Annotated in this window: 19 protein-coding genes and 1 pseudogene; 9 read left to right on the forward strand and 11 right to left on the reverse strand. The window is 71.4% G+C overall.

Annotated elements, in window-relative coordinates; genetic code table 11:
* Positions 1-254: 254 nt before the first annotated feature.
* Complete coding sequence (locus tag LZ604_RS13490; RefSeq protein ID WP_234515304.1) at positions 255-740, forward strand: MarR family winged helix-turn-helix transcriptional regulator; 486 nt, start codon at positions 255-257, stop codon at positions 738-740.
* Positions 741-1,036: 296 nt separating this feature from the next.
* On the opposite strand, the gene LZ604_RS13495 is transcribed toward LZ604_RS13490, so the two are convergent.
* Complete coding sequence (locus tag LZ604_RS13495; RefSeq protein ID WP_234515305.1) at positions 1,037-1,687, reverse strand: FMN-dependent NADH-azoreductase; 651 nt, start codon at positions 1,685-1,687, stop codon at positions 1,037-1,039.
* A gap of 147 nt (positions 1,688-1,834) precedes the next feature.
* Between LZ604_RS13495 and LZ604_RS13500 the strand changes: the two genes are divergently transcribed.
* From LZ604_RS13500 to LZ604_RS36230, 3 genes are all read left to right on the forward strand, one after another.
* Positions 1,835-2,503: a nitroreductase gene (locus LZ604_RS13500; protein WP_234515483.1), complete on the forward strand. Its 669-nt coding sequence runs from the start codon at positions 1,835-1,837 to the stop codon at positions 2,501-2,503.
* 99 nt (positions 2,504-2,602) lie between these two features.
* The gene (locus LZ604_RS13505; protein ID WP_234515306.1) at positions 2,603-3,331 is read left to right on the forward strand and encodes an SDR family oxidoreductase; all 729 of its coding nucleotides are present in this window, start codon (positions 2,603-2,605) and stop codon (positions 3,329-3,331) included.
* A 252-nt stretch (positions 3,332-3,583) separates the two neighbouring features.
* Complete coding sequence (locus LZ604_RS36230) at positions 3,584-3,880, forward strand: nitroreductase family protein (protein ID WP_372482133.1); 297 nt, start codon at positions 3,584-3,586, stop codon at positions 3,878-3,880.
* Between the two features lie 320 nt (positions 3,881-4,200).
* Here LZ604_RS36230 and LZ604_RS13515 read toward each other — a convergent pair whose 3' ends face one another.
* Together LZ604_RS13515 and LZ604_RS13520 are read right to left on the reverse strand one after the other, a co-directional pair.
* On the reverse strand, positions 4,201-4,725 hold the full coding sequence (locus LZ604_RS13515) for an ATP-binding protein (protein WP_234515307.1): 525 nt from the start codon (positions 4,723-4,725) through the stop codon (positions 4,201-4,203).
* Positions 4,726-4,963: 238 nt separating this feature from the next.
* Complete coding sequence (locus tag LZ604_RS13520) at positions 4,964-5,287, reverse strand: hypothetical protein (RefSeq protein ID WP_234515308.1); 324 nt, start codon at positions 5,285-5,287, stop codon at positions 4,964-4,966.
* A 408-nt stretch (positions 5,288-5,695) separates the two neighbouring features.
* Here LZ604_RS13520 and LZ604_RS13525 point away from each other — a divergent pair, with 408 nt between their 5' ends.
* The gene (locus LZ604_RS13525) at positions 5,696-6,820 is read left to right on the forward strand and encodes a PLP-dependent cysteine synthase family protein (protein WP_234515309.1); all 1,125 of its coding nucleotides are present in this window, start codon (positions 5,696-5,698) and stop codon (positions 6,818-6,820) included.
* On the opposite strand, the gene LZ604_RS13530 is transcribed toward LZ604_RS13525, so the two are convergent.
* Positions 6,788-7,306 (reverse strand): SRPBCC family protein, encoded by a 519-nt coding sequence (locus LZ604_RS13530; RefSeq protein WP_234515310.1) that lies wholly within the window; start codon positions 7,304-7,306, stop codon positions 6,788-6,790. The two genes, LZ604_RS13525 and LZ604_RS13530, sit on opposite strands and share 33 nt — an antisense overlap.
* Positions 7,307-7,389: 83 nt before the next feature.
* Positions 7,390-8,220: a DeoR/GlpR family DNA-binding transcription regulator gene (locus tag LZ604_RS13535; RefSeq protein WP_234515311.1), complete on the reverse strand. Its 831-nt coding sequence runs from the start codon at positions 8,218-8,220 to the stop codon at positions 7,390-7,392.
* Between the two features lie 334 nt (positions 8,221-8,554).
* Between LZ604_RS13535 and LZ604_RS13540 the strand changes: the two are divergent.
* Positions 8,555-11,046 (forward strand): annotated as a pseudogene (locus LZ604_RS13540) (hypothetical protein).
* On the opposite strand, the gene LZ604_RS13545 reads toward LZ604_RS13540, so the two are convergent.
* The 4 genes from LZ604_RS13545 to LZ604_RS13560 all read right to left on the reverse strand — a co-directional run bounded on the left by LZ604_RS13545 (position 11,016) and on the right by LZ604_RS13560 (position 15,701).
* On the reverse strand, positions 11,016-13,457 hold the full coding sequence (locus LZ604_RS13545; RefSeq protein ID WP_234515312.1) for a right-handed parallel beta-helix repeat-containing protein: 2,442 nt from the start codon (positions 13,455-13,457) through the stop codon (positions 11,016-11,018). The pseudogene LZ604_RS13540 and the gene LZ604_RS13545 sit on opposite strands and share 31 nt — an antisense overlap.
* 123 nt (positions 13,458-13,580) lie before the next feature.
* Entirely contained in the window at positions 13,581-14,186 is a 606-nt protein-coding gene (locus LZ604_RS13550; RefSeq protein WP_234515313.1) for an Rv1733c family protein, read from the reverse strand.
* A 196-nt stretch (positions 14,187-14,382) separates the two neighbouring features.
* On the reverse strand, positions 14,383-15,210 hold the full coding sequence (locus LZ604_RS13555; RefSeq protein ID WP_234515314.1) for an MOSC domain-containing protein: 828 nt from the start codon (positions 15,208-15,210) through the stop codon (positions 14,383-14,385).
* A 47-nt stretch (positions 15,211-15,257) separates the two neighbouring features.
* Complete coding sequence (locus LZ604_RS13560; protein ID WP_234515315.1) at positions 15,258-15,701, reverse strand: DUF6643 family protein; 444 nt, start codon at positions 15,699-15,701, stop codon at positions 15,258-15,260.
* Positions 15,702-15,991: 290 nt separating this feature from the next.
* On the opposite strand from LZ604_RS13560, the gene LZ604_RS13565 reads away from it, so the two are divergent.
* A complete protein-coding gene (locus tag LZ604_RS13565; protein ID WP_234515316.1) occupies positions 15,992-17,290 on the forward strand; it encodes a TerD family protein in 1,299 nt (432 codons plus the stop codon).
* Between the two features lie 22 nt (positions 17,291-17,312).
* Here LZ604_RS13565 and LZ604_RS13570 read toward each other — a convergent pair whose 3' ends face one another.
* On the reverse strand, positions 17,313-18,476 hold the full coding sequence (locus LZ604_RS13570; RefSeq protein WP_372482138.1) for a glycosyltransferase: 1,164 nt from the start codon (positions 18,474-18,476) through the stop codon (positions 17,313-17,315).
* A gap of 69 nt (positions 18,477-18,545) precedes the next feature.
* On the opposite strand from LZ604_RS13570, the gene LZ604_RS13575 reads away from it, so the two are divergent.
* Positions 18,546-19,331 (forward strand): glutamate racemase, encoded by a 786-nt coding sequence (locus tag LZ604_RS13575; protein WP_234515318.1) that lies wholly within the window; start codon positions 18,546-18,548, stop codon positions 19,329-19,331.
* Between the two features lie 99 nt (positions 19,332-19,430).
* Positions 19,431-19,976 carry a hypothetical protein gene (locus LZ604_RS13580; RefSeq protein WP_234515319.1) on the forward strand — a complete coding sequence of 182 codons (546 nt, stop codon included), beginning with the start codon at positions 19,431-19,433 and terminating at the stop codon, positions 19,974-19,976.
* A gap of 70 nt (positions 19,977-20,046) precedes the next feature.
* Here the strand turns inward: LZ604_RS13580 and LZ604_RS13585 are convergent, their stop codons facing one another.
* Positions 20,047-21,129 carry an O-antigen ligase family protein gene (locus LZ604_RS13585; RefSeq protein ID WP_234515320.1) on the reverse strand — a complete coding sequence of 361 codons (1,083 nt, stop codon included), beginning with the start codon at positions 21,127-21,129 and terminating at the stop codon, positions 20,047-20,049.
* Positions 21,130-21,322: the final 193 nt, after the last annotated feature.

Consider the following 21,322-nt stretch of genomic DNA (forward strand, 5'->3'; position numbering starts at 1 on the left):
CCCGCACCAACGGTTCCGGGCTTTGACTTCGCGGGTCCTGCCCCGGATGCGCGAGAACTCCGCGTTGACGTCCGCGTAGATCAGCTGCGGGGTCACCAACGCCACCGCGCCGGGGAGGGCCCGGAATACCGCTGTGACAGTCCGGGCTGACGCGACATCGGAGGCCCGGGAACTGGCATGCCGCGTGGCAGACGAGCCATATTTAGTTTCAGGCGATACCGTATCGAATGAGTGGGTGGCGTAATGTTGGCCTCATGGCCGCCGACGTCTCTCCCGGAACCACCCCCTCGCGCGTGACCGACCGCCCCGGGGACACCTCGCCTTTCGCTCTCGGCTTGCTGCTGCGCCGGGCGCACTGGCGCGCGGCCGCCGTGATGGAGGAGGCGCTTCGGCCGCTCGGCATCGAGTTGCGGCACTTTGCCGTGCTGATCGTGCTCGTCGACCGTGGGCCCACGGTGCAGCGGGACTTGGCGGCCGCGACAGGGTCTGACAAGGCGGCCATCATGAGGATTGTGGACGATCTGGAGCGTAGGGGGCTGGCTGTACGCAAGAACGTTCCAGGGGACCGGCGAGCGCGGGCGGTGGAAATCACGCCTCAGGGCGTGGAGATTTTCGATGCAGCCCATGTGACGGCGGAGCCGCTGGCTGAGCGTCTGGTTGCCGACCTGAGTCCGGGCGAGCCCGAGAAGCTGACGGATCTGCTGACCCGGATCGCCTATCCCGCAGGCGGCGAGGCGTAAGCGCGCCCGCGCACTGGTTGCCTGCCACGTGGGCGCACTTCGCCTCATGCGGCTTTCGCAACGAACCCGGCTCTGAGGGCCGCAGGCATCGTCGCGATGTGCCGGCCCCGGCTACGGGCGTCGGTCAGGCGTCGGTCAGGCGTCGCCGACGGGGACCGGGCCGCTCGCAGTTTGCACCGCCGTCGCGCGGTATATCCGGCCGGCGGTCTGCTGTTCACCACCGCACGCATGGCAGCTGACGTAGACACCGTGTGACGCTTCGGCCCAGGACGTCACACGGCGTCTACGGCCAGGGGTTACGCCGTGAGGCGCTGTGCGAGTTCCTTGGCCTTGGCGGTCGCGTCGTCGAAGGCGCGCTTGCGGGAGGCCTCGTAGAGGGGAACCAGTTCGGACATGGCCGGGTTGCGGGGGGCCATGGTGAGTTCCGGGACGATGAAGTCGAGATCCAGTCCGAGGGTGCCCTTGAGGGTGGCCTCGAGGTAGTTCTGTACGAACTCGTAGCCCTCGCGTGGGGTGCCCGGCGCGTAGGAGCCGCCGCGGCTGGCGACCACGACCACCGGGGTTCCCTGGGCGGAGGGGGCTTCGCCGGCGGTACGGCCGAGCAGGAGGACGCTGTCCAGCCACGCCTTGAGGGTCGACGGGATCGAGAAGTTGTACATGGGGGCGCCGATCAGGATGGCGTCCGCCTGCTCCAGTTCCTCGATGAGCTTCATGCGCGCTGCGAACGCGGTGGACTGCTCCGGGGTGCGCTCGGTGGGGGCGGCGTATCCGGCGGACCAGGCGTCGGCAGTGATGTGCGGGACAGGGTCGGTGGCGAGGTCGCGGTAGATCACCGTGCCCTCCGGGAGCTGTTCCTCCCAGGTCCTGCGGAAGGCGGCCGTGACCGAACGGGACGAGGACGCCTCGCCGGGAAAGACGGATGAGTCGACGTGTAGCAGCGTGGCCATGGACTTCTCCAAAGTGCAGTGCCCGGGGCTGGGAACCAAGGTCTGGGGATTCGTGCTCACGGAAGTTATACACGAGATGGTATTGAGTGATACTATCTCGCTTGTAACGGAAGTGGGGGCGTCGAGCAGGTGAGGAGTCGGATGATCGTGGACGTCTACGAGGCGGTCGCGAGCCGACGGGCGGTGCGCGCATTCACCGACCGGGATGTCCCGAGGGAGGTGCTGGAGCGCGTGCTCTCCGCCGCGGCCTGGGCGCCGTCGGCGTCGAACCTCCAGCCGTGGCACACCTACGCGGTGACCGGCGTGGCGCTGGCAGAGATCAAGAAGCGCGCCGCTGAGCGCCTTGCCACAGGCGACCCCTGGGACGAGCCGGAGTACGAGCAGTACCCACCGGCACTGAAGTCCCCCTACCGTGAGCGCCGATCCGCCTTCGGTGAGCAGCGCTACGGCACCCTCGGCATCGCTCGCGAGGACACGGAGGGGCGCCAGCGGGCCGCTTCGGCGAACTGGGGCTGTTTCGGCGCGCCCGCTGCACTGTTCTGCTATATCGACCGCGACCTGGGCCGGCCGCAATGGTCCGACGTCGGCATGTATCTGCAGACCGTCATGCTGCTGCTGCGCGCCGAAGGGCTGCACAGCTGTACGCAGATGGCCTGGGCGAAGTTTCACAGGACCGTCGCGGAGGTCCTGTCACCCCCGGACGAGCTCATCCTCTTCTGCGGCATGTCGATCGGGTTCGAAGACGCCACGGCATGCGACGGCCGTACCGGCCGGGCCCCGCTCGACGAGACGGTCACCTTCGTCGACGGTCTCTGACGCCGCCCCTCCTCGGTCGATCGAGGTGCATGTTGCCCCATCCGCATGGCGCCCTATATGTCATATTTGCCCACATAATTTTGAGGAAGGCACCCTACTATGAAGATCGCAGTCATCGGCGGTACCGGGCTGATCGGATCGCAGGTCGTCACTGACCTGAACGCCGCCGGGCACGAGGCGGTACCCCACTCGAAGTCCACCGGGGTCGACGTCATCAGCGGCCAGGGACTGGACGCGGCGGTGGCGGGAGCCGACGTCGTCGTCAACCTGACGAACTCCCCGACCTTCGACGAAGCCTCCCCGGCCTTCTTCCAGACCTCGATGGACAACCTCCTGGCCGCGGCCCACAAGGGCGGCGTCGGTCACTTCGTCATCCTCTCGATCGTCGGGGCGGACCAGGTGCCGGAGCTGGACTACTACAAGGCCAAGGTGCTCCAGGAGCGGATCCTTGCGGCCGGCCCGGTCCCCTACTCGATCGTCCGGGCGACACAGTTCATGGAGTTCATGGACGCCGTCATGTCCTGGACCGCCGACGGCGACACTGTCCGGTTGCCTGCCACGCCGATCCAGCCGATCGCCGCCAAGGACGTGGCCGACGCGGTGGCACGGGTAGCCGCAGGCGCCCCGCTGAACAGCATTCGCAACATCGCCGGCCCCGAGATCTTCTCCCTGGACGAGCTGGGCCGCATCACCCTGTCCCACAAGGGCGACAACCGCACGGTCGTCACCGACCCCACCGCCGGCATGTTCGCCGTCGTCAAGGGCGACGTCCTCACCGACGAGCACGCCCACCTCGCCCCCACCCGCTACACCGACTGGCTCTCCTGACCCTCTCACCCTCTGAGCGCAGACGCAAAGAGCCACCCCGTCGCCCACCTCGCCGACTGCCCGCCTCGCGCGCCGCCGGGCTCGACGCCTTCCGCATCGGCGGTGCGGCGCGGCTCTCCGGTGGGACCCGCCGGTCGACGTCGCATCATTCGACCGCAGGCGCACAGCGTTGGACGCGCCAGTACGGGTGGGCGGACTCGGCTTTCCGTTGTCTGTCCACGAGTGGTCACACGGAGCAGATGAGGGAGGTAGATGATCCTGGACGTGTATGAGGCGGTCCCGAGCCGACGAGCGGTGCGTGGATTCACCAGCCGGCAAGTCTCGAGGGAGGTGCCGGAGCGCGTGCTCTCCGCCGCGGCCTGGGCGCCGTCCGGGTCGAACCTCCAGCCCTGGCGTATCTGTGCTGACCGGCCGGCCGCTGGCCGAGCTCAAGAGGCGCGTCGGCGAACGCGTGGCCGCAGGGCACCCCTGGGACGAGCGGGAGTACGAGATGTACCCGGCCACACCGAAGTCCCCTTACCACGAGCGCCGATCCGCCTTCGGCCATGAGCGCTACAGCGCACTCGGCATTGCGCGTGAGGACTGGGAGACGCGTCAGCGGGCCGCTTCGCGAACTGGGACTGTTTCGGCGCGCCCGCCGCCCTGTTCTGCTACATCGACCGCGAGATGGGCCGGCCCCGATGGTCCGACGTCGGCATGTATCCACAGACCGTCATGCTGCTACTCCGCTGCGAAGGACTGCACAGTTGCCCGCAGATGGCGTGGTCGGTGTATCGCAAGACCGTCGCGGAGATCCCGGCAGCGCAGTCGGTGCGGCAGGAGGTCCGGACCCGAGGCGGCAGCGCGCGGTCCTGGACCTCACCGCCCGGTCAGCCGGCAACGGCGGACCGGGCGGGAGCGTGTCGCGCCCTGCGCTCGTCGACCGCGAGCGCACGGGCGGGCGCCTCGAGGGCCCTCTCGTACGGCGTGAGGCCGAAGAGCGGGCGGGTCGGCGCCGGTGACGGCGCGGGCAGCGCGAACCAGACGACCTTGCCCGAGTCGCCGTCCGGTCGCACGCCCCAGCTGTCGGCGATCGCGGCGACTATCGCCAGGCCGCGTCCGCTGGTGGCGGTCGGATCCGACGCGCGCAGTTCCGGCAGGCGCGGGTCGTGGTCGTGCACCGAGACCGTGAGCCGGTCGAGCAGCAGTTCCATCTCCACGGTGCACGTCTTGTCGGGCTGTGCGTGCAGGTGGACGTTGGTCAACAGCTCCGTCACACCCAGGGATGCCCGCTCTATCAAGGGATCGAGGTGCCAGTAGCGCAACTGCGCCGATACGATTCTGCGGACCTGGCCGATCCGCGACGGCAGGGCTTGGAGCTCCACCGTGCAGTGCCTGCTTGGCTGGCTGATCACGGCTGCGACTCCCCGAATTGAGGTCCGGAAGAAGACGGAGATCGGATCCAGCAGGAGGGCTGGGCGTACCCGCCGCCTGCTGTGCCGGCTGAGTACTCCGGCCGCTTGGTGCGGTACGGCTTCGTGCGCCGCCCGCTGTCGTACCGGCGGGCTGGTTCTTCAGCGTGATCGCCGGTAAACCCAGAGTGATGTGAGACCAGCGTGACCCAACGGGTGATACACCGCAACTCGCGCCCGGTCAGCCGCCTCGCCCGGCCGCCCTGCGCACCGCCTCGATGAACCGCCGCGCCGACGGCGGCCCCGGCTGCCCCGGAGCGGGGTCGTGCTCGCCGAGGGTCAGCGAATACCGGGTGCCGTTGAGGTCCGCCAGAGCCCGGTCCTCGGGCGCGAACCAGGGTTTCGACGCGCGAACCGTCTGCACCGGCGCACTGTCGATCACGCTGCCGTAACTGGTGAGCAGACGCAGCCTGCCGTCGCTGATCCGGACCTCCCCGGCCCGGGTGAGCGACCGCAGTCGCTTCCCGATCCGCACACCGGTGGCCGTGAACTCCGGTTCCGCCATGATGCCCTGCCCCCTCGTCCGTTCGGCTGTGCCCGTTTCGGATCCCGCGCGGGTCGCAATCCGGCGTGGCGCTGATCGAGTCCGGTCGGGATCGAGTACCCGATTCCGCGCAGGCCGGTGCCCCGGTGACGCCAGGCTGCACCGACCGGCGTTCCCCGCCGTGCAGTCTGCCCGCACCCGGCGCCATGCACCAGTGCGCACGGCGGGGTGGCGCCGGTCAACCGGCGCACTCGCTCGGATGCGCCCCCACCGTTTTCCGCCGCCGCGCAGAGGGCGGCGCAAGGGACGCCTTTGGGCTGCTCAAAGATGCGTTTATGCAGGTGAGAAGGTGTGTCAAAGGTGTTTATGATGCGAGGCGTCCGACCGTGTGAACCCGGCCTCGGGTACACCCCGCTAAGGAGCCCCGCCGTGAGCACCCCCCAGATCACCCGCCCCGGCGAGACGCTCGACGTCGACCGCAGCGACGTCGAGTACCGTACGTGGCTCAAAGAAGCCGTGCGCAAGGTGCAGGCCGACGCCAACCGCTCGGCCGACACGCACCTCCTGCGTTTCCCGCTGCCCGACCACTGGGGCATCGACCTGTATCTCAAGGACGAGTCGACACACCCCACCGGCAGCCTCAAGCACCGCCTCGCCCGCTCCCTGTTCCTCTACGGACTGTGCAACGGCTGGATCCGTCCGGGGCGCCCGGTGATCGAGGCGTCCAGCGGTTCGACGGCCGTCTCCGAGGCGTACTTCGCGGGGCTCATCGGCGTGCCCTTCATCGCCGTCATGCCGCGCACGACGAGCGCCGAGAAGTGCCGGCTCATCGAATTCCACGGCGGGCAGTGCCACTTCGTGGACGACCCGCGCAAGATGTACGAGGCCTCGGCCGCCCTCGCGGCGGAGACCGGCGGCCACTACATGGACCAGTTCACCTACGCCGAACGGGCCACCGACTGGCGCGGCAACAACAACATCGCCGAATCCGTCTTCCGCCAGCTGGAGCTGGAGCGGTTCCCGGTGCCCGCGTGGATCGTCGCCACGGCCGGCACCGGCGGCACCTCGGCGACCATCGCGCGGTATGTGCACTACATGGGGTACGACACCCGCATCTGTGTCGCCGATCCGGAGAACTCGTGTTTCTTCGCCGGGTGGACGACGGGCGATCCGGGCGTCACCTGTGACAGCGGCTCACGCATCGAAGGAATCGGCCGGCCCCGGATGGAGCCCAGCTTCGTGCCCGGCGCCATCGACCGGATGATGAAGGTCCCGGACGCCGCCGCCATCGCGGCCGTACGGGCCCTGGAGCGGGCCATCGGCCGCAAGGCGGGCGGCTCGACCGGTACCGGGCTGTGGAGCGCACTGAAGATCGTCGCGGAGATGGTGGCCGAGGAGCGCACGGGCAGCGTGGTCACCCTGCTGTGCGACCCGGGCGACCGCTACCTCGACAAGTACTACTCGGACGCGTGGCTCGCCGAGCAGCGACTCGACATCGCGCCGTACTCGGCGGCGATCACGTCACTGCTGGCGACCGGGGTGTGGCCGGGCTGACCCCGGCGCGCCACCCCCCGAGGCCAGCCTGCGGTCCAGGGCCCTCACGGCGCCCCCGAACGCGCGCCCGAGCCCCCCGCGTGCCCCTTTCAGCAGAAACAGGAAGACCGCCGGCCCGTCGGCCGCGAAGGTCCACTGCACCCGGGTGCCCGTGCCGGAGGGGGCCAGCCGCCATTCCTCCAGGAGCGCGCGGATGCCGGGCACATTGGTCTCGTCGACCCGGTACGCGTACACCTCGTGCGGCGCGGCCGCGACGACCGTCTCCCGGAAGCGGGTGCCGCCCGTGAGCCGCACCTCGCGGCCCGCGCCCCCGTCGACCGGGCGGGCCGAGGTCACCGCGGCGAACCACTGGCTCCAGCCGGAGACGTCCTCCGCAAGGGCCCGGAAGACCTGTTCCGGGGGCGCGGCGATCTCCCGGGCGAACACCAGCCGCACGGGAGCGGTCCGCGTGAAGTCGAGTTCCACCGGGCGCAGACGGCGAGCCATGGGCGACAACCTCCTCGAAGGGCACCGGCGCCCCGCGCGGACACGGGTCGGTCCGGGGCGGCGTCACCCTAACCGGCGTACCGTCAGATGTCTGTAGCGTCCCCGGTCTCCCCGGCCACCACCAGCCGCCGTAGATGCTCCGAGATCTCCGAGCGCGCCTCGGACGGCAGCCCCGCGTCGGTCACCAGTGTGTCGACCTGCTCCAGCGCGGCGAACGAACTCAGGCCCACCGTGCCCCACTTGGTGTGGTCGGCGACCACCACGACCCGCCGTGCGGACTGCACGAGCCGCCGGTTGGTCTCCGCCTCCGCGAGGTTCGGCGTCGACAGACCCGCCTCCACCGATATCCCGTGCACGCCGAGGAACAGCACGTCGAAGTGGAGGGAGGCGATGGCCTGGTCGGCCACGGGCCCCACCAGCGAGTCGGACGGTGTGCGCACGCCGCCGGTCAGCACGACGGTGGCGGCACCCTGCCGCGGTCCCGAGGTGCGCTGAGCCGAGTGGAAGACATCCGCCACCCGCACCGAGTTGGTGACGACGGTCAGTTCGGGCACGTCCACCAGGTGGTGGGCCAGCGCATATGTCGTCGTACCGCCGGACAGGGCGATCGCCGTGCCCGGTGTGACCAGCTCCGCCGCGGCCCGCGCGATGTCCTCCTTGGCCGTCAGTTCCAGACCCGACTTGGCTTCGAAACCCGGCTCGTGCGTGCTCGCCTCCACCACCGGCACCGCGCCGCCGTGCACCTTCTCGAGGACGCCCTGGCGGGCGAGCGCATCGAGGTCACGACGGACCGTCATGTCGGAGACACCGAGCTTGCGGGTGAGCTCGTTCACGCGGACGCCGCCGCGCCGCCGTACCTCCTCCAGGATCAGGGCTCGGCGCTGCTCCGCGAGGAGGTTCTGATTCTCACTCACGTCCGCTCCGTTCTCCTTCATCCCGAATTCACCCGAACCTTTGCCGAAAGGCCGTCCGTACCGGCTGCCACGAGGCCATTCTCCCGTCACCGGCGCCCAGGACGTCTCATCCTCGCACGGGTGGTCACGGCAGGCGCCACCGCCCGCATCACGGACATTCCCGTCCGCCGGTCCCCCGCACGCGCCGGTGCGCCGCACCCCGGACGCTGCCGTCCGCCGGCCTCGTCGTCACACGTATCGGGGAGATTCCGTGACAACGGGTGTGCACCGCCGCGCAGGAGGAGATCCTCTGCCTGCGGACACACCGTACGCGGCACGGGGGAAGTGCGGAACAGTGGAACGTGCACGGAAACACGAGGGGGAACGCGACGCCGCCGGGCAGGCGTCCGCGGAGGCCGCGACGGCCCTGGAACTCCTGGTCCACGGCGTCGGCGGCACCACGCCCGACGAGATGCTCGGCGATCCACGAGCGGTCCGGATCACCGGCGACGACACGGCCGCCGTGTACCGGCGCGCCGACGACGCCGATGCGGAGCGGCAGCCGGGCAACCGGCACGGCCGCCCCGTGCCCGAGGCGTACGTCTGGTGCAATCTCACCTCGGGAAACGCCACACGCGCCCTGTGGCTGTTGCTGCTGCCGTTCATGGTGGCGAACCTGGCCCACTGGATGCGGCCCACGACCAGGGACCGGCCGCTGACCATCCGTCTGTACGGGCTGATCGTGCGGCTCATCGGGCTCACCCTGACCGTGCTTCTGGTGGCCGCCGCCTGCGAGGTGGCCATGGACCTGGCGGCCTGGCAGTGCGCGGGCGCCCGCGCATGCGCCCGCCGACACGCCTGGCTCGGGTTTCTCACTCCTGCCGGCTCCGACGGCGGCTGGTGGAGCGCGCCCGGACGGCGCCTGGCCCTGGCGGCCCTGGTGCCCACGGCGCTCACCGGCCTGCTCTGGTACCTGTCGCACCGCACATGGTGCGCCTACGAGTCCCAGCGGCCGATCCCTCGCCCGCCGGAGCCCGACGAGCAGTCGCGCCGCCCCGCGCTCGGCCGCCCAGGGTTCTGGTACGGGCGCCGCCTCGTGGCCCGGCTCCGCGCCGCCCACACCGCCGCGGGCTTTCTCACCGTGGCCGCCGCGCTCACCGTCTCCGCCGCACACGGCGACCACCGCCACGGCGAGGTCGCGCTGCGCTCACTCGGTCTTCTGCTCCAGGCCGCTCTGGTCGCCCTCGCGGTGCTGGTGGTGGCGGTGGTGTGCCGACGGGGACGCACCGAGAGCCGGCTCGACCAGCAACTCGACCGGGCGGTGGTGCGACTGCTGCCCGCAGGCGCGCTGGCGCTGCTCGCCGTGGCCATGGTCTACGCAGGCTGGTCGCGTCCCGGCCGGCGGTCGGAGGGACGGCTGCCGGGCGCCTCGGCCTTCGGCGCGCTGACCCTGGCGCAGGGCCTTCTCGTCCTGGCGCTCGGCGTCGTCGCGCACGTCCTGTACCGCGCCCACCCCGACACGCGCACCGCGGTGCGCGGACTGGCGGGACCCGCCGTCGCGCTGCTGGCCTGTGCGCTCGGCGGGGTGATGTCCGGCGGAGTGGCCCAGCGCGTCGCCGACTGGCTGGACGGCACGGGCCACTCGCTGGACGGCCCGCCGGTCCTGCTCACCTGGCAGGCGTCCACCATCCCGCCGCTGCTGCTCGTCCTGCTGGGCCTGGCCGGCCGGCTGGCGAGGGGCACCTGGCTGCTTCGGCGCGCCGAAGCAGCCGAGGTCGAACGCGACCACCCGGGCGAGCCCACGGACACGGCCCGCACCCTGCGCATCGCGGGCACCCGCGCGATGGCCACCCTCACCGACCGGGCCCCGCTCGTCGTCGGTGTCATGTCCGCGATGACCCTGCTTCTCGGCACGGTCGCCCTGGTGGGTGCCTCAGCCACCGACGACACGCCGGCGGGCGCCGCGCACGCCGCGCCCCCTTCGTCCGGGGCGCCGCCGAGACCGCGCAGACGCTCGGCTCCTGGCTGATCGGTGTCGGCTTCCTCCTCTTCGTCACCTGGGGCCGCCGCGCCTACAAGGACACCTCCGCGCGCCGCACCGTCGGCATCCTGTGGGATGTCGGCACCTTCTGGCCGCGCGCCGCCCACCCCTTCGCCCCACCCTGCTACGCCGAGCGAGCCGTACCGGACCTGACCTGGCGGATGGCCACCTGGACGCGGCGTACCGGTGGGCGGATCGTGGTGTCCGGCCACTCCCAGGGCAGCGTGCTGGCGGCCGCCGCGGCCTGGCAGCTGAAGCCCTCCGCGCGCAGAAGGGTGGGCCTGCTGACCTACGGCTCACCACTCGAGCGGTTGTACGGCCGCTGGTTCCCGGCGTACTTCGGCCCGGCCGCGCTCAGCTCCCTGCACCGCGACGTCGACTGCTGGCGCAATCTCCACCGCCCCACGGACCCGATCGGCGGGCCGATTCGGCTGCCCGGCGAGTGCGGCCCGCAGGTGGACCGCGCACCGCTCCGGGACCCGCTCGCCTACGGCCGCAGCGCACGTCATCCGCTGCCCGCGCCGATTCTCGGGCACGGCGACTATCAGGCGGACCCGGCGTTCGCCGAGGAACGCGCACGGCTGCTGGCGCGACTGCGGCCCGGACTGCCCGGCCCGCGTCCCCCCGGCCCGTCGCCGGGTCCGGGCGGAGATCCTGCAAGCGCGCCCTCCGGCCCGCCTGGTCCGCCTGAGGGAAGCGGGCGCGAGCCCTCGGAGCCGGCCGAGTCCGGATCCGCCGCTCCCGGTCCGGACGACGAGGGCCCCGGAGGCGCCGGTCAGGGAAGTTCCGGCACATCCTCCGGGTAGAGCAGGGTCAAGTCCTCCGTAGTGGGCTCCGCGAGTTGGGCGACCCGGCCGGCGTGCCGCTCCACCATCGCCTCGAAGGTCTGTCGTGCGGTGCGCCCGTTGCCGAACGTCGGCCCCTTGGGGATCTCCGTGAAGTACTTGAGCAGCGCCTCGGTGGTTCCCGGGCCCAGCCGGTACTCGTGCTCCTCTGCCTGCTGCTCCACGATCCGCAGCAGCTCCTCGGGCCCGTAGTCACCGAAGGTGATCGTCCGTGAGAAGCGGGAGGCCACACCGGGGTTGACGGAAAGGAACCGCTCCATCTCGGCCGTGTAGCCGGCGACGATCACCACGACCGCCTCCCGGTGGTCCTCCATCAGCTTCACCAGCGTGTCGATCGCCTCACGCCCGAAGTCGCGCCCGGAGTCCTCCGGAGACAGCGCGTACGCCTCGTCGATGAACAGCACTCCGCCGCGCGCCCGGTCGAAGGCTTCCTGGGTACGGATGGCGGTGGAGCCGATGTGCTCGCCTACCAGGTCGACCCGCGACACCTCGACGAGATGGCCCTTCTCCAGCACACCGAGCGACGCCAGGATCTCGCCGTAGAGCCGGGCGACCGTCGTCTTGCCGGTGCCGGGAGAGCCCGTGAACACCAGATGCCGCCGCACGGAGGCCGCCTTCAGACCCGCCTGCTGCCGACGCCGCCCCACCTCGATCATGTCGGTGAGCGCACGCACCTCGCGCTTGACGCTCTCCAGGCCCACCAGCGCGTCGAGTTCCCCGAGCACGGCCTTCGACGTGCGCGCCGGCTTCCCCGGCTCGGGGGCGGCCGGGACGAAGGGCTCCTGTTCGGTGGTGCGCTGGCCGGGGATCGCCCCGAGCAGACCGGCCGACTGGGCCGTCGGCTGCACGGCGGTCTCCTGGGCCACCACCGGCCTCAGTCCGGCGCTCTCGTCGCTGGTGCAGTCCTCTACGATCGCGCCGCCGCCACCGGGCGCGCCGGGGCCGCCGTCCGCGAACTCGTAGCCTCCGCGCGCGCAGCGCTCCGTGCGGCACTTCCTCAGCGTGGCACGGCAGCCGTCGATCACATGGAAGCCGTAGCCACCGCTGCCCGTGACCCGGCAGTTCAGGAAGGTGCCCCGGCCGCCGGCCGAGACATAGAAGCCCGCCTCCGCAGGCGAGGTCACCGTGCACCGCTCGATGGTGGGATCGGCGCCCTTGGTGACGATCACGCCCGTCTGGGTGCCGTCGATGGTGCAGCCCGACAGCGTGCCGCCGCTGCCGTGGTCCCGGAACCAGGCACCCGTCGCCGCGTCCCGGATCCGGCAGTCGTCCAGCTGCGCGGTGGCGCCGTCGCTCACCGACACCGCGGTGTTGCGTACCTGGGTGAGGTCGCTGTCCACGACGTCCGCGCGTGAGCCGCGGTCGAGGACGAACAGGGCATCCGGCACGTCGTGCACCCGGCAGGCCTCCAGGACCACGGTGGCTCCGTCGCTGACCCACACCGCCGGATAGTCGCCGGTGCTGTCGAAGATCTCGCACTGGTTGGCGTCCACGCGGGTGCCCGGGTCCCACACCGACAGGCCGTTGCGCCCGAACTGCCGCACCGTCGTGCGGGTGAGCGTGAGCACCGAACGGGAACGCAGGTCGACCGCGTTCTCCGGGATGTCGTGGATACGGCAGTCGGCGAGTGTCAGCACCGCGTCGGTGTCGAGCGTGACGCCGTCCGCGGTGGTCCGGTGTACGTCGCAGTCCGTCAGATGGGCCGTGGCATGCCCCGTGATCTGCACCCCTGAGCCCCGGACCTCGTACACCTCACAACCGACCGCTTCCAGTGTGGAGTTCTCGCCGGTCGCGGACAGACCCGCGCCCGAGGTGTGGTGCACCCGGCAGCGCTCCAGGCGTGGGTGCGCACCGCCGCGGACCGCGACGCCGGACTGGGCGGCCGCCACGACCTCGCACTCCTCGAAAACCCCGCCGCCGCCTTCGACGACGGCGATGCCGATGCCGGCCGGGTTGTCGACCGTGCAGCGGCGGACCGTGGGCCGCGCGCCGCCGCGGACTTCGATGCCGGCCGCGGACCGTGTCGTGATCCGCATGTCCGCCAGCTCCGGGGCGCCCCCCTCCACCAGAAGCGCGGGGGCGGCCGCGTCCTGGCCCTCGATATGCAGGTCCTGGACCACGGCGGAGGCCCGCACGGTCAGCGGCACACCGTCCGCCGGCGCGATGCGCACGGAGCCGGGGGAGCCCTCGGGACCGCGCAGCGTCACCGCCCGCTGCACGACGAGGTTCTCCCGGTAGGTGCCGGGAGCGACGGTGAGGACGTCGCCGTCGCCCGCGGCCTCCAGGGCGGCGGCGAGCGATGCGTACTCACCCGTGCGGCGCCGCCACCGCGAGGTGCCGGTGTGCGTCACCTGGACCGTGCCCTGTGCCATGGCGCTGCTGTGCCCCCACCTCTGCTCACGCGGGTTCTCGCGAAGATGCCGGGCAGCCGAACAGCCCGGTCGGTCCACCGTAGCGTGCGTGGACGCGGCTGGTTGACCGGAGCCCGCAGGCCGTCAACTGCCCGTTCCGGTACGGCCCCAGTCCGGCCCGGCCTTGTCCCATGCCTGATCCCAGCGGGCGTACCGGCGCCGGACCATACGCCAGACGATCAGGCGGCGGCCGCCTTCCATGAGCCCCACGGTCGCCGCGGACGTGCCGAAGCCCGCCAGTACCGCCTGCGTCGTCGCGGTGGCGCTGTCCAACGGGCGGGCCATTATTCGGCCGTGGTCGTCGGTCCAGAGGGCGAAGTGGTCTCCCCGGTGAGGGGAGTCGAGGTCCGCCAGAACCGTGCCGCGCCGCGCGGTGCCGTCGGGGGCGGTCCAGTCGGCGAGCACGCGGCTCTGTCTCTGCCGCTTCGTGGGCGACTCCGGATCCGGTTCCATCGGGGCGCGGTTGAGTCGCTTGACGACGGTGGCCGTGACCAGATGGTGGGTGCGGTGCTGCTCCCGTACCGATCGTTGCAAGGAGTTCTGCGCGAGGGTCCCGATCACGACTCCCGCCACCGGTGCGGCGACAAGGGCCAGTACCAGGGCGACCAGCGCCAACCAGGCCTCGACGAGATCGGTCGTACGGCGCAGCGGGTTGCGCCGCCAGCGCCACAGGCCGCCGATTGCTCGCACCGTCCCGCACCCCCTTCAGCGTCCGTCATGACCCCCGTGCACGCCGCTTCTGTGCGCGGCCGGTGAAGAGAGAGGGTGGTCCCCCACCCCGCCCCTCACAGGCCTCTCATGAATGTCTCACACAGACTCAACGACCGCGCCGGTTGTCCGGGTTCCCGTCCACGGGACGCATCACGGACCGCGCTCGCGGCGCGGATCATCCCAGGAGTACGACCGGATCGCCGACGCGCACCGTGCCGCACGTCAGAGGCACCAGATTCTGGCCGAAGATCAGCCTGCCGCCGATGCGCCGATGCCGGCCGAGGGTGCGCAGGGGTTCCTTGCCGCGTTCGGCGGTCGCCTGGTCGGTCGTCGTCACGACACAGCGCCCGGACGTCTTGGCGACCCGGAACTCGACCTCGCCGATGGCGATCCGCTCCCAGTCGTCCTCCGCCCAGGGCGCCGTGCCGGAGACGACGACATTCGGCCGGAACCGGTTCATGGGCAGCGGGCCCTCGTCGGGGTGATCTCCCTGCGCGATCAGGGAGTTGAGGGCATGCAGGGAGGCGAGCGTGGTGAGCAGCAGGGGATACCTGTCGGCCAGAGTGACGGTCTCGCCCGGGAGACCGTACGGCGGGTCGTCGATGGGTCGGCGGTGCGCGGGGTCGTCGAGGTGGACAAGGGTCACGCGCTCACCGAGGTACGCGCTGAACCACTCGCTCGCCCCGGGGGTGGCCGGGACGGTCTCGATCTTCTCTCCCAGCCAGGCCGCGGTCGTCGTGCCGACCGGTTCGGGCACGGGAACGCTCAGCGGCTCCCGGCCGGAGGCGGACACCCGGATACCGCCGCCGGGCAGGGATGCCGCGGCGGCCAGTGCGAGGCGTGGCCGCTCGCGCTGGGTCACGATCTTGCCCGCCTCGTCGATCAGCGCCCAGCGCCGGTCCCCGGCCAGCCCCCATGGCTCCACCTCGGCCTCGGGGAGGTCCTGACCCCGCAGTGCCTTGACCGGGTGGACGTGAATCGAGTGCAGCACTGGTGTCGACATGAGGCCATCGTGCCATCGCGCATCGACGGCCTCACGTACGAGGTGGATCAGTATCCGCGGTACTGCTGTCCGTTGTTGTACGGATCCTGGTAGGGCGCCGGAGCCGGGCGCGGCGCCGCAGGGCGCATCGCCTCGTAGCCGGTGCCGGCGGCCATCGGGCGCGGCGGCTGCATCTGCTGGGGGCCCGGATAGCCGCGCGGGCCCGCCTGCTGCGGGATGTACGCGGTCGGGGCCTGCTGCAGGGGCGCGGGCTGCGGGGTCTGGGGGTAGCCGTAGGCCGGGGCCTGGTAGGACGGTCCGGCCGGCAGCGCGGGTAGCGCCGACGGCAGAGCGGGCAGGTTGCTGCCCGGCGTGTCGTACGCGGAGGGGACCCGGATCGGTGCGATCTGCGGGGTGCCCCGCTCGGCGACGAGCCTGTCGTAGATCGGAGTGTCCGGGAAGGGCGACGCGGAGTAGTAACCGCCGCCATAGGTGGAGCGGGGGGAGGTCATGGCACATAAGGTAAGCCCACGATGTGCTGGTTGGGGAGACCGATAAGAGGGTTGTTTTCCGTGCCCGGGGTGACGCCGGATCCCCAATGCGAGCGAACTCGGCAAAAAAGGGCAGCATTCGTGGTTCGGATCGCGTAAAGACCGAGTTCCGTGGGGGTTACCGGCGGTTGAGCACCGGTCTTCGGTGGGGGTTGTGGGAGTTGGGCACCCGGAAGAATAGGTTGGCCGGGACGGATGCGACCGACCGCCCGGATCCCTTCCCGGCGGAGCGACACACGATGGGGGCGGACATGTCAATGCCGAAAGGATCCAACCTTCAGGTGCCGGCGACGGCTCTGCGCGTCGAATTGGGCTGGCGGTCCGGACCGGGCGTCCCGGACGCGGACGCCTCGGCGCTCCTGCTGCTCTCCGGGAAGGTCCGCACCGACGGCGACTTCGTCTTCTACAACCAGCCTGCCCACTCCTCCGGGGCCGTGCGCCACGAGGGCAAGCGGGACCTGGATGGCCAGGTGACCGACACGCTCCTCGTCGACCTCGCGCGCGTCGAGCCCGCGATCGAGACGGTGGTGCTCGCCGCCTCCACCGACGGCGGAACGTTTGGGCAGGTGCCCGGTCTCTCCATCCGGGTGCTCGACGCCGGGCAGGGCACGGAGGTGGCGCGCTTCGAGCCCACGGCGACCGTCGAAACCGCTTTCGTGCTCGGCGAGTTCTACCGTCGCCAGGGCTCCTGGAAGTTCCGGGCCGTGGGACAGGGCTACAGCAGCGGGCTCGAGGGTCTCGCCACCGACTACGGGATCACGGTGGACGAGCCGCAGCACACCGCCCCGCCGGTCACCGCGCCGGTCCCGTCGGTGGCCCCGCCCTCACCGCCGATGACCGCCCCGGCCCCTTCGGGCGCCTACGGCGCGCCGTTCCCGCCTCAGGACCCCCCGTCCACCCCGTCCGCCCCGGTCCGCCTCACCAAGGTCACACTCACCAAGCAGGCCCCCTCGGTCTCGCTGGCCAAGCAGGGCGGCACCTCCGGCACCCTGGGGGTGAACCTCAACTGGCAGATGCGCAAACAGTTCTCGGGATGGGGCAGCAAGCGCGGCCGGGCGGTGGCCCAGCATGCGGACCTGGACCTGGATCTGTGTGCCCTCTACGAGCTGTCCGACGGCAGCAAGGGGGTCGTCCAGGCCCTGGGCAACGCCTTCGGGTCGCTGCACCGGCCGCCGTACATCCACCTCGACGGCGACGACCGAACCGGGGCCGTGGAGACCGGCGAGAACCTCACCGTCAATCTCGACCACAAGCAGAGTTTCCGGCGCATCCTCGTCTTCGTCACCATCTACCAGGGCGCCCGCTCCTTCGCCGACCTGCACGCCACGGTCACGCTCCGCCCGCAGCACGGCGCCCCGATCGAGTTCTTCCTCGACGAGTGCACGGTGCCCTCGACCGTGTGTGCGCTCGCCCTCATCACGAACACCGGAGGTGATCTGGTCGTTCAGCGCGAGGCCCGCTATCTGGTGACCGAGCGGGGCGTGAGTCCCCAGCGCACGATCGACGGCGCCTATGGCTGGGGCATGAAGTGGACCCCCGGCAGGAAGTGACCGGCCCGTCCGCCCCGGCCGCTCACCGTTCGTCGAGCGCCGCGTCGGGACGGGCGTAGGTACGGCCCTTCCAGGCCGCACCGCGCCCCCGGTGGTGCTGCACGGCCGAATCGACCGTCATCAGGAGGTACAGGAGGGCGGTGACCGGCAGAAGCACCGCGAGCCACAGCGGCTGGCGGTAGTAACGCAGCATCGGGATGTACGTCGCCGTCATCACCAGCTTCGCGAGCCCGCCGGCCACCAGCGCCGCCATGTCCCCCTTGACGAGTCCCGCAACGAGCGCGACTGAGGGCGCCAGGTAGACGACCGCGAGTCCGAGCACCGTGCCGACGAGCAGCAGGGGACTGTGCCGCAACTGCGCGTAGGCACTGCGCGAGACCATCCGCCACAGATCGTGCAGCCGAGGATAGGGACGCACGCTGTCGACCCGGTCGGCCAGCCCCAGCCAGATGTGGCCGCCCTCGGCCTTGACCGCCCGTGCGAGCGCCACGTCGTCGATCACGGCCTGCCGGATGGCGTCGGGAATCCGTGCGCGCTCGGCCGCCTCGGTACGCAGCAGCACGCAGCCACCCGCGGCTGCCGCGGTCCGCGATCCCCGCACCGCGATCCACCGGAACGGGTAGAGCTGTGCGAAGAAGTACACGAAGGCGGGCACGACGAGCCGCTCCCACATGCTGTCGACCCGCAACCGGGCCATCTGCGAGACCAGGTCGAAACCGCCGCTCCGCGCCGCCGCCACCAGTTCCCGCAGACTGTCGGGCGTGTGCGCGATGTCCGCGTCCGTCAGAAGAAGGTATTCGGGGGCACGCGCGCGTGCGAGAGCGATTCCGTGCCGCATGGCCCACAGCTTGCCCGTCCATCCCGCGGGAGGCTCGCCGGGGGAGCCGACGGTGAGCGGCAGTCCGCCATGCCGCTCGGCCAGTGTCCGGGCGAGCTCTCCGGTGCCGTCCGAGCTGCCGTCATCGATCAGGAAGATCTCGGCCCGTCCGGGATAGTCCTGCCCGAGCAACGACGGGAGGCTGCGGGGGAGGACCGCGGCCTCGTCCCGCGCCGGTACGACGACACAGACGGACGGCCACGACTCCGGCTCCCGGCGCGGCGGCAGCCGTAGATCGGTACGCCAGAAGAAGCCCTGACCGACGAGCAGCCACAACCAGGAGGCCAGTGAAACGAGGGCGATCCACACAAGGGCACTCACCCGTCGCAGTCTGCCCCAAGGGAAGGGCCGTCGGGGCCCATCGTCTATGGTTTCCGGGTGAAGATCGCGCTGATGGACTCCGGAATCGGACTGCTGCCGGCCGCCGCGGCGGTGCGGCGTCTTCGGCCCGACGCAGATCTCGTGCTCTCGCTGGACCCCGACGGCATGCCCTGGGGGCCGCGCACCCCCGAGGACCTCACCCAGCGGGCCCTGGCCGTCGCCGAGGCTGCCGCCGCCCAGCGGCCCGACGCCCTCATCGTCGGCTGCAACACGGCGTCCGTTCACGCCCTGACCGCGCTGCGCGCCCTCCTCGAACCCGGTCTGCCGGTCATCGGCACGGTCCCGGCGATCAAGCCGGCCGCGGCGGGCGGCGGACCGGTCGCCATCTGGGCGACGCCCGCCACCACCGGCAGCCCCTACCAGCGCGGACTGATCCGGGAGTTCGCGGACGGAGTGGAGGTCACCGAGGTCCCGTGCCCCGGGCTCGCGGACGCCGTGGAGAAGGCTGACGACGCGGCGATCGACGCGGCCGTCGCCGCGGCCGCGGCGCGCACGCCGGCCGAGGTGACGACCCTGGTCCTGGGCTGCACCCACTACGAACTGGTCGCCGAGCGGATCCGCGCCGCCGTGCAGCAGCCGGACCGTCCGCCCCTCGTTCTGCACGGTTCGGCCGGCGCCGTCGCCGCGCAGGCGCTGCGCCGCCTCGGCGCGGACGTGGCCCCGCAGGCCACCGAGGGTGCCGGACTGACGGTGCTGCTCAGCGGACGCCAGGGTGTGCTGCCGGCCGCGGCGCTGGCGTACCACGAGGGCAAGCTCCTGCAGGCGGTCAGCACGGCCGGGTGAGGACGGCCCGGGCCCGGCTCGCGTTCGTCGGCCGTTACCCGGACCGGTGACGCTGTGCAACACCATGCCCGCACTCCGAAACATGGGTACCCTCAAGGCATGAGGGACCACCTGGACGGTGACAGGGCCCCGCAGTCGGAGATCTGGACCGGACGCGCGACGAACCGTGCCCAGTGGCTCGCGGCGCTCGTCGGTGCCGCCTGCATGGCGCTCGGGATCGAGCTCGCCGTCGACTCCGCGTGGTCGTCCGGCATCCTCCCGCTGGTCATGTCCGTCGTGGGCTGTATCGCGGCCGGACTGCTGGTCCTCTTCGGCACGCTCGCCTTCGTGCATGTCGCCGTGAAGGTCGACAAGGAGTGTCTCGAGGTGCGCTGCGGCCACATCGGTGTTCCGCGCCGCCGCATCCCTCTCTCGCTCGTCGCCGGAGCCGAATTCGTCCCCCGGGTCACTCCGCGTCAGTGGGGCGGCTGGGGTTACCGCTGGCGCCCCGAGAAGGGCACGGCCGTCGTCGTACGACGTGGTGAGGGCGTCGTTCTGCGCCTGTGGGACGGCCACACCTTCACGATCACCGTGGACAACGCCGAGTCCGCGGTACGGGTCATCCGGGCCCGGCTGCATCCGAGCCTGCCGGGCGCCACGCACTGAACGGGGACCCTGCCGCCTCCCCCTACTCCTTATCTATCCCCTTACTCCTTATCCATTGGTCACTCCCTATTTATCGGCTGCTCTCCGCACGGTTCCTGGGGTGCTGTCCGCCCGGCCCCTCGCCGTCCCACAGCGGTCGCGCCGTCGCGATTCCGGCCAGCATGCCCGCGCCGGCCGTCACCGCGGTGAAGCTCAGCGCGTCGCCGACCGATGCGATGACCGCCAGCGCGGTGAGAGCCGCGCCCGCCGTGAGGGCGATCGGTGTGGGCCGCTGTGTGCGCCGGAGGGCGTGCAGAAACCAGCAGAAGACGGCCGTGAGCAGTGCCAGCCCGATCAGTCCCTGTTCCGCGGCCTGCTGCAGGGGTGCGGAATGGGGCTTGCCGTCGGGCAGCAGCGACTGGGCGGCCACGGGGCTCAGCTCGCCGAAAAGCCCGGGCCCCGCACCGAGCGCCGGATGCTCGCGGGCCAGGGTGAGCGCGTCGCGCCAGAGCAGGACTCGGTGCCCGCCGAGCTGGTCCTCGAGGAGCGCCGAGGGGGCGCCGGGCGTGACGTTCCCGGCCATGGCCCAGGTCGCCGCGGTCACCAGGGTCGCCACGAGCGCGAACACGGTCAGAACCCGGGCGCGATGGCGTGTCCGGTCCGCGGTGAGCGAGTACAGCAGTACGCCGATGGACGCGACGAGGCCCGTCATTGAGCCCAGTGCCGCCGCCACCCCCGCGATCCCGGGGACGGACAGGCGAAGCGCGAACTGCGGCGCCGGGCCCCGGGCCGCCCATGCCGCGCAGCACGCCGCTCCCGAGGAGAGCGTCAGCAGGGCGGCGACCGCGCCGCTGTGTCCGAGCGGGGCCAGGGGCTGCGGGCCCGGCATCGCGTGCGGTGCGGCGATGGCGAACCCGACACCGAGCAGGGCGCCCACGGCTGGTGCGGCCACCGGCAGCAGAGCCCCGAAGATGCGCCCGGAGGCGTAGCCGGCGGTGACTGCCAGCACCGCAAGGAGGATGCCCTCGGGCCGCCCGCCGTGCGCGGCGGCCGTGATCAGCGACCAGGCCGCGCATGCGGCGAGCAGGAGGACGCCCGCCGCATCCGAAACGTTTCGTCTCTCGTCTTCCGCGTCAGCGACCCCGGCCGCGGACTCCGTCCCCGTGGATCCCACCCCGCCGCCCCTCCCGTGGATCCCACCCCGCCGCCCCCTTGTGCCGGGCCCCACGTCCCGGCCGTGTGCGGCCGCACGTCAGAGGCCCGCGCACACCGTAACGGGTGATGCGCCGGGTTGTGGACGAGTTGCGCAGAAACGTTGCAGCAGGAGGGTGGAGCAAAACGGATAAATGTAGGCGGAAGCCATGGGG

Source organism: Streptomyces glomeratus (assembly GCF_021462825.1).
In the GTDB taxonomy this organism is placed as follows: domain Bacteria; phylum Actinomycetota; class Actinomycetes; order Streptomycetales; family Streptomycetaceae; genus Streptomyces; species Streptomyces glomeratus.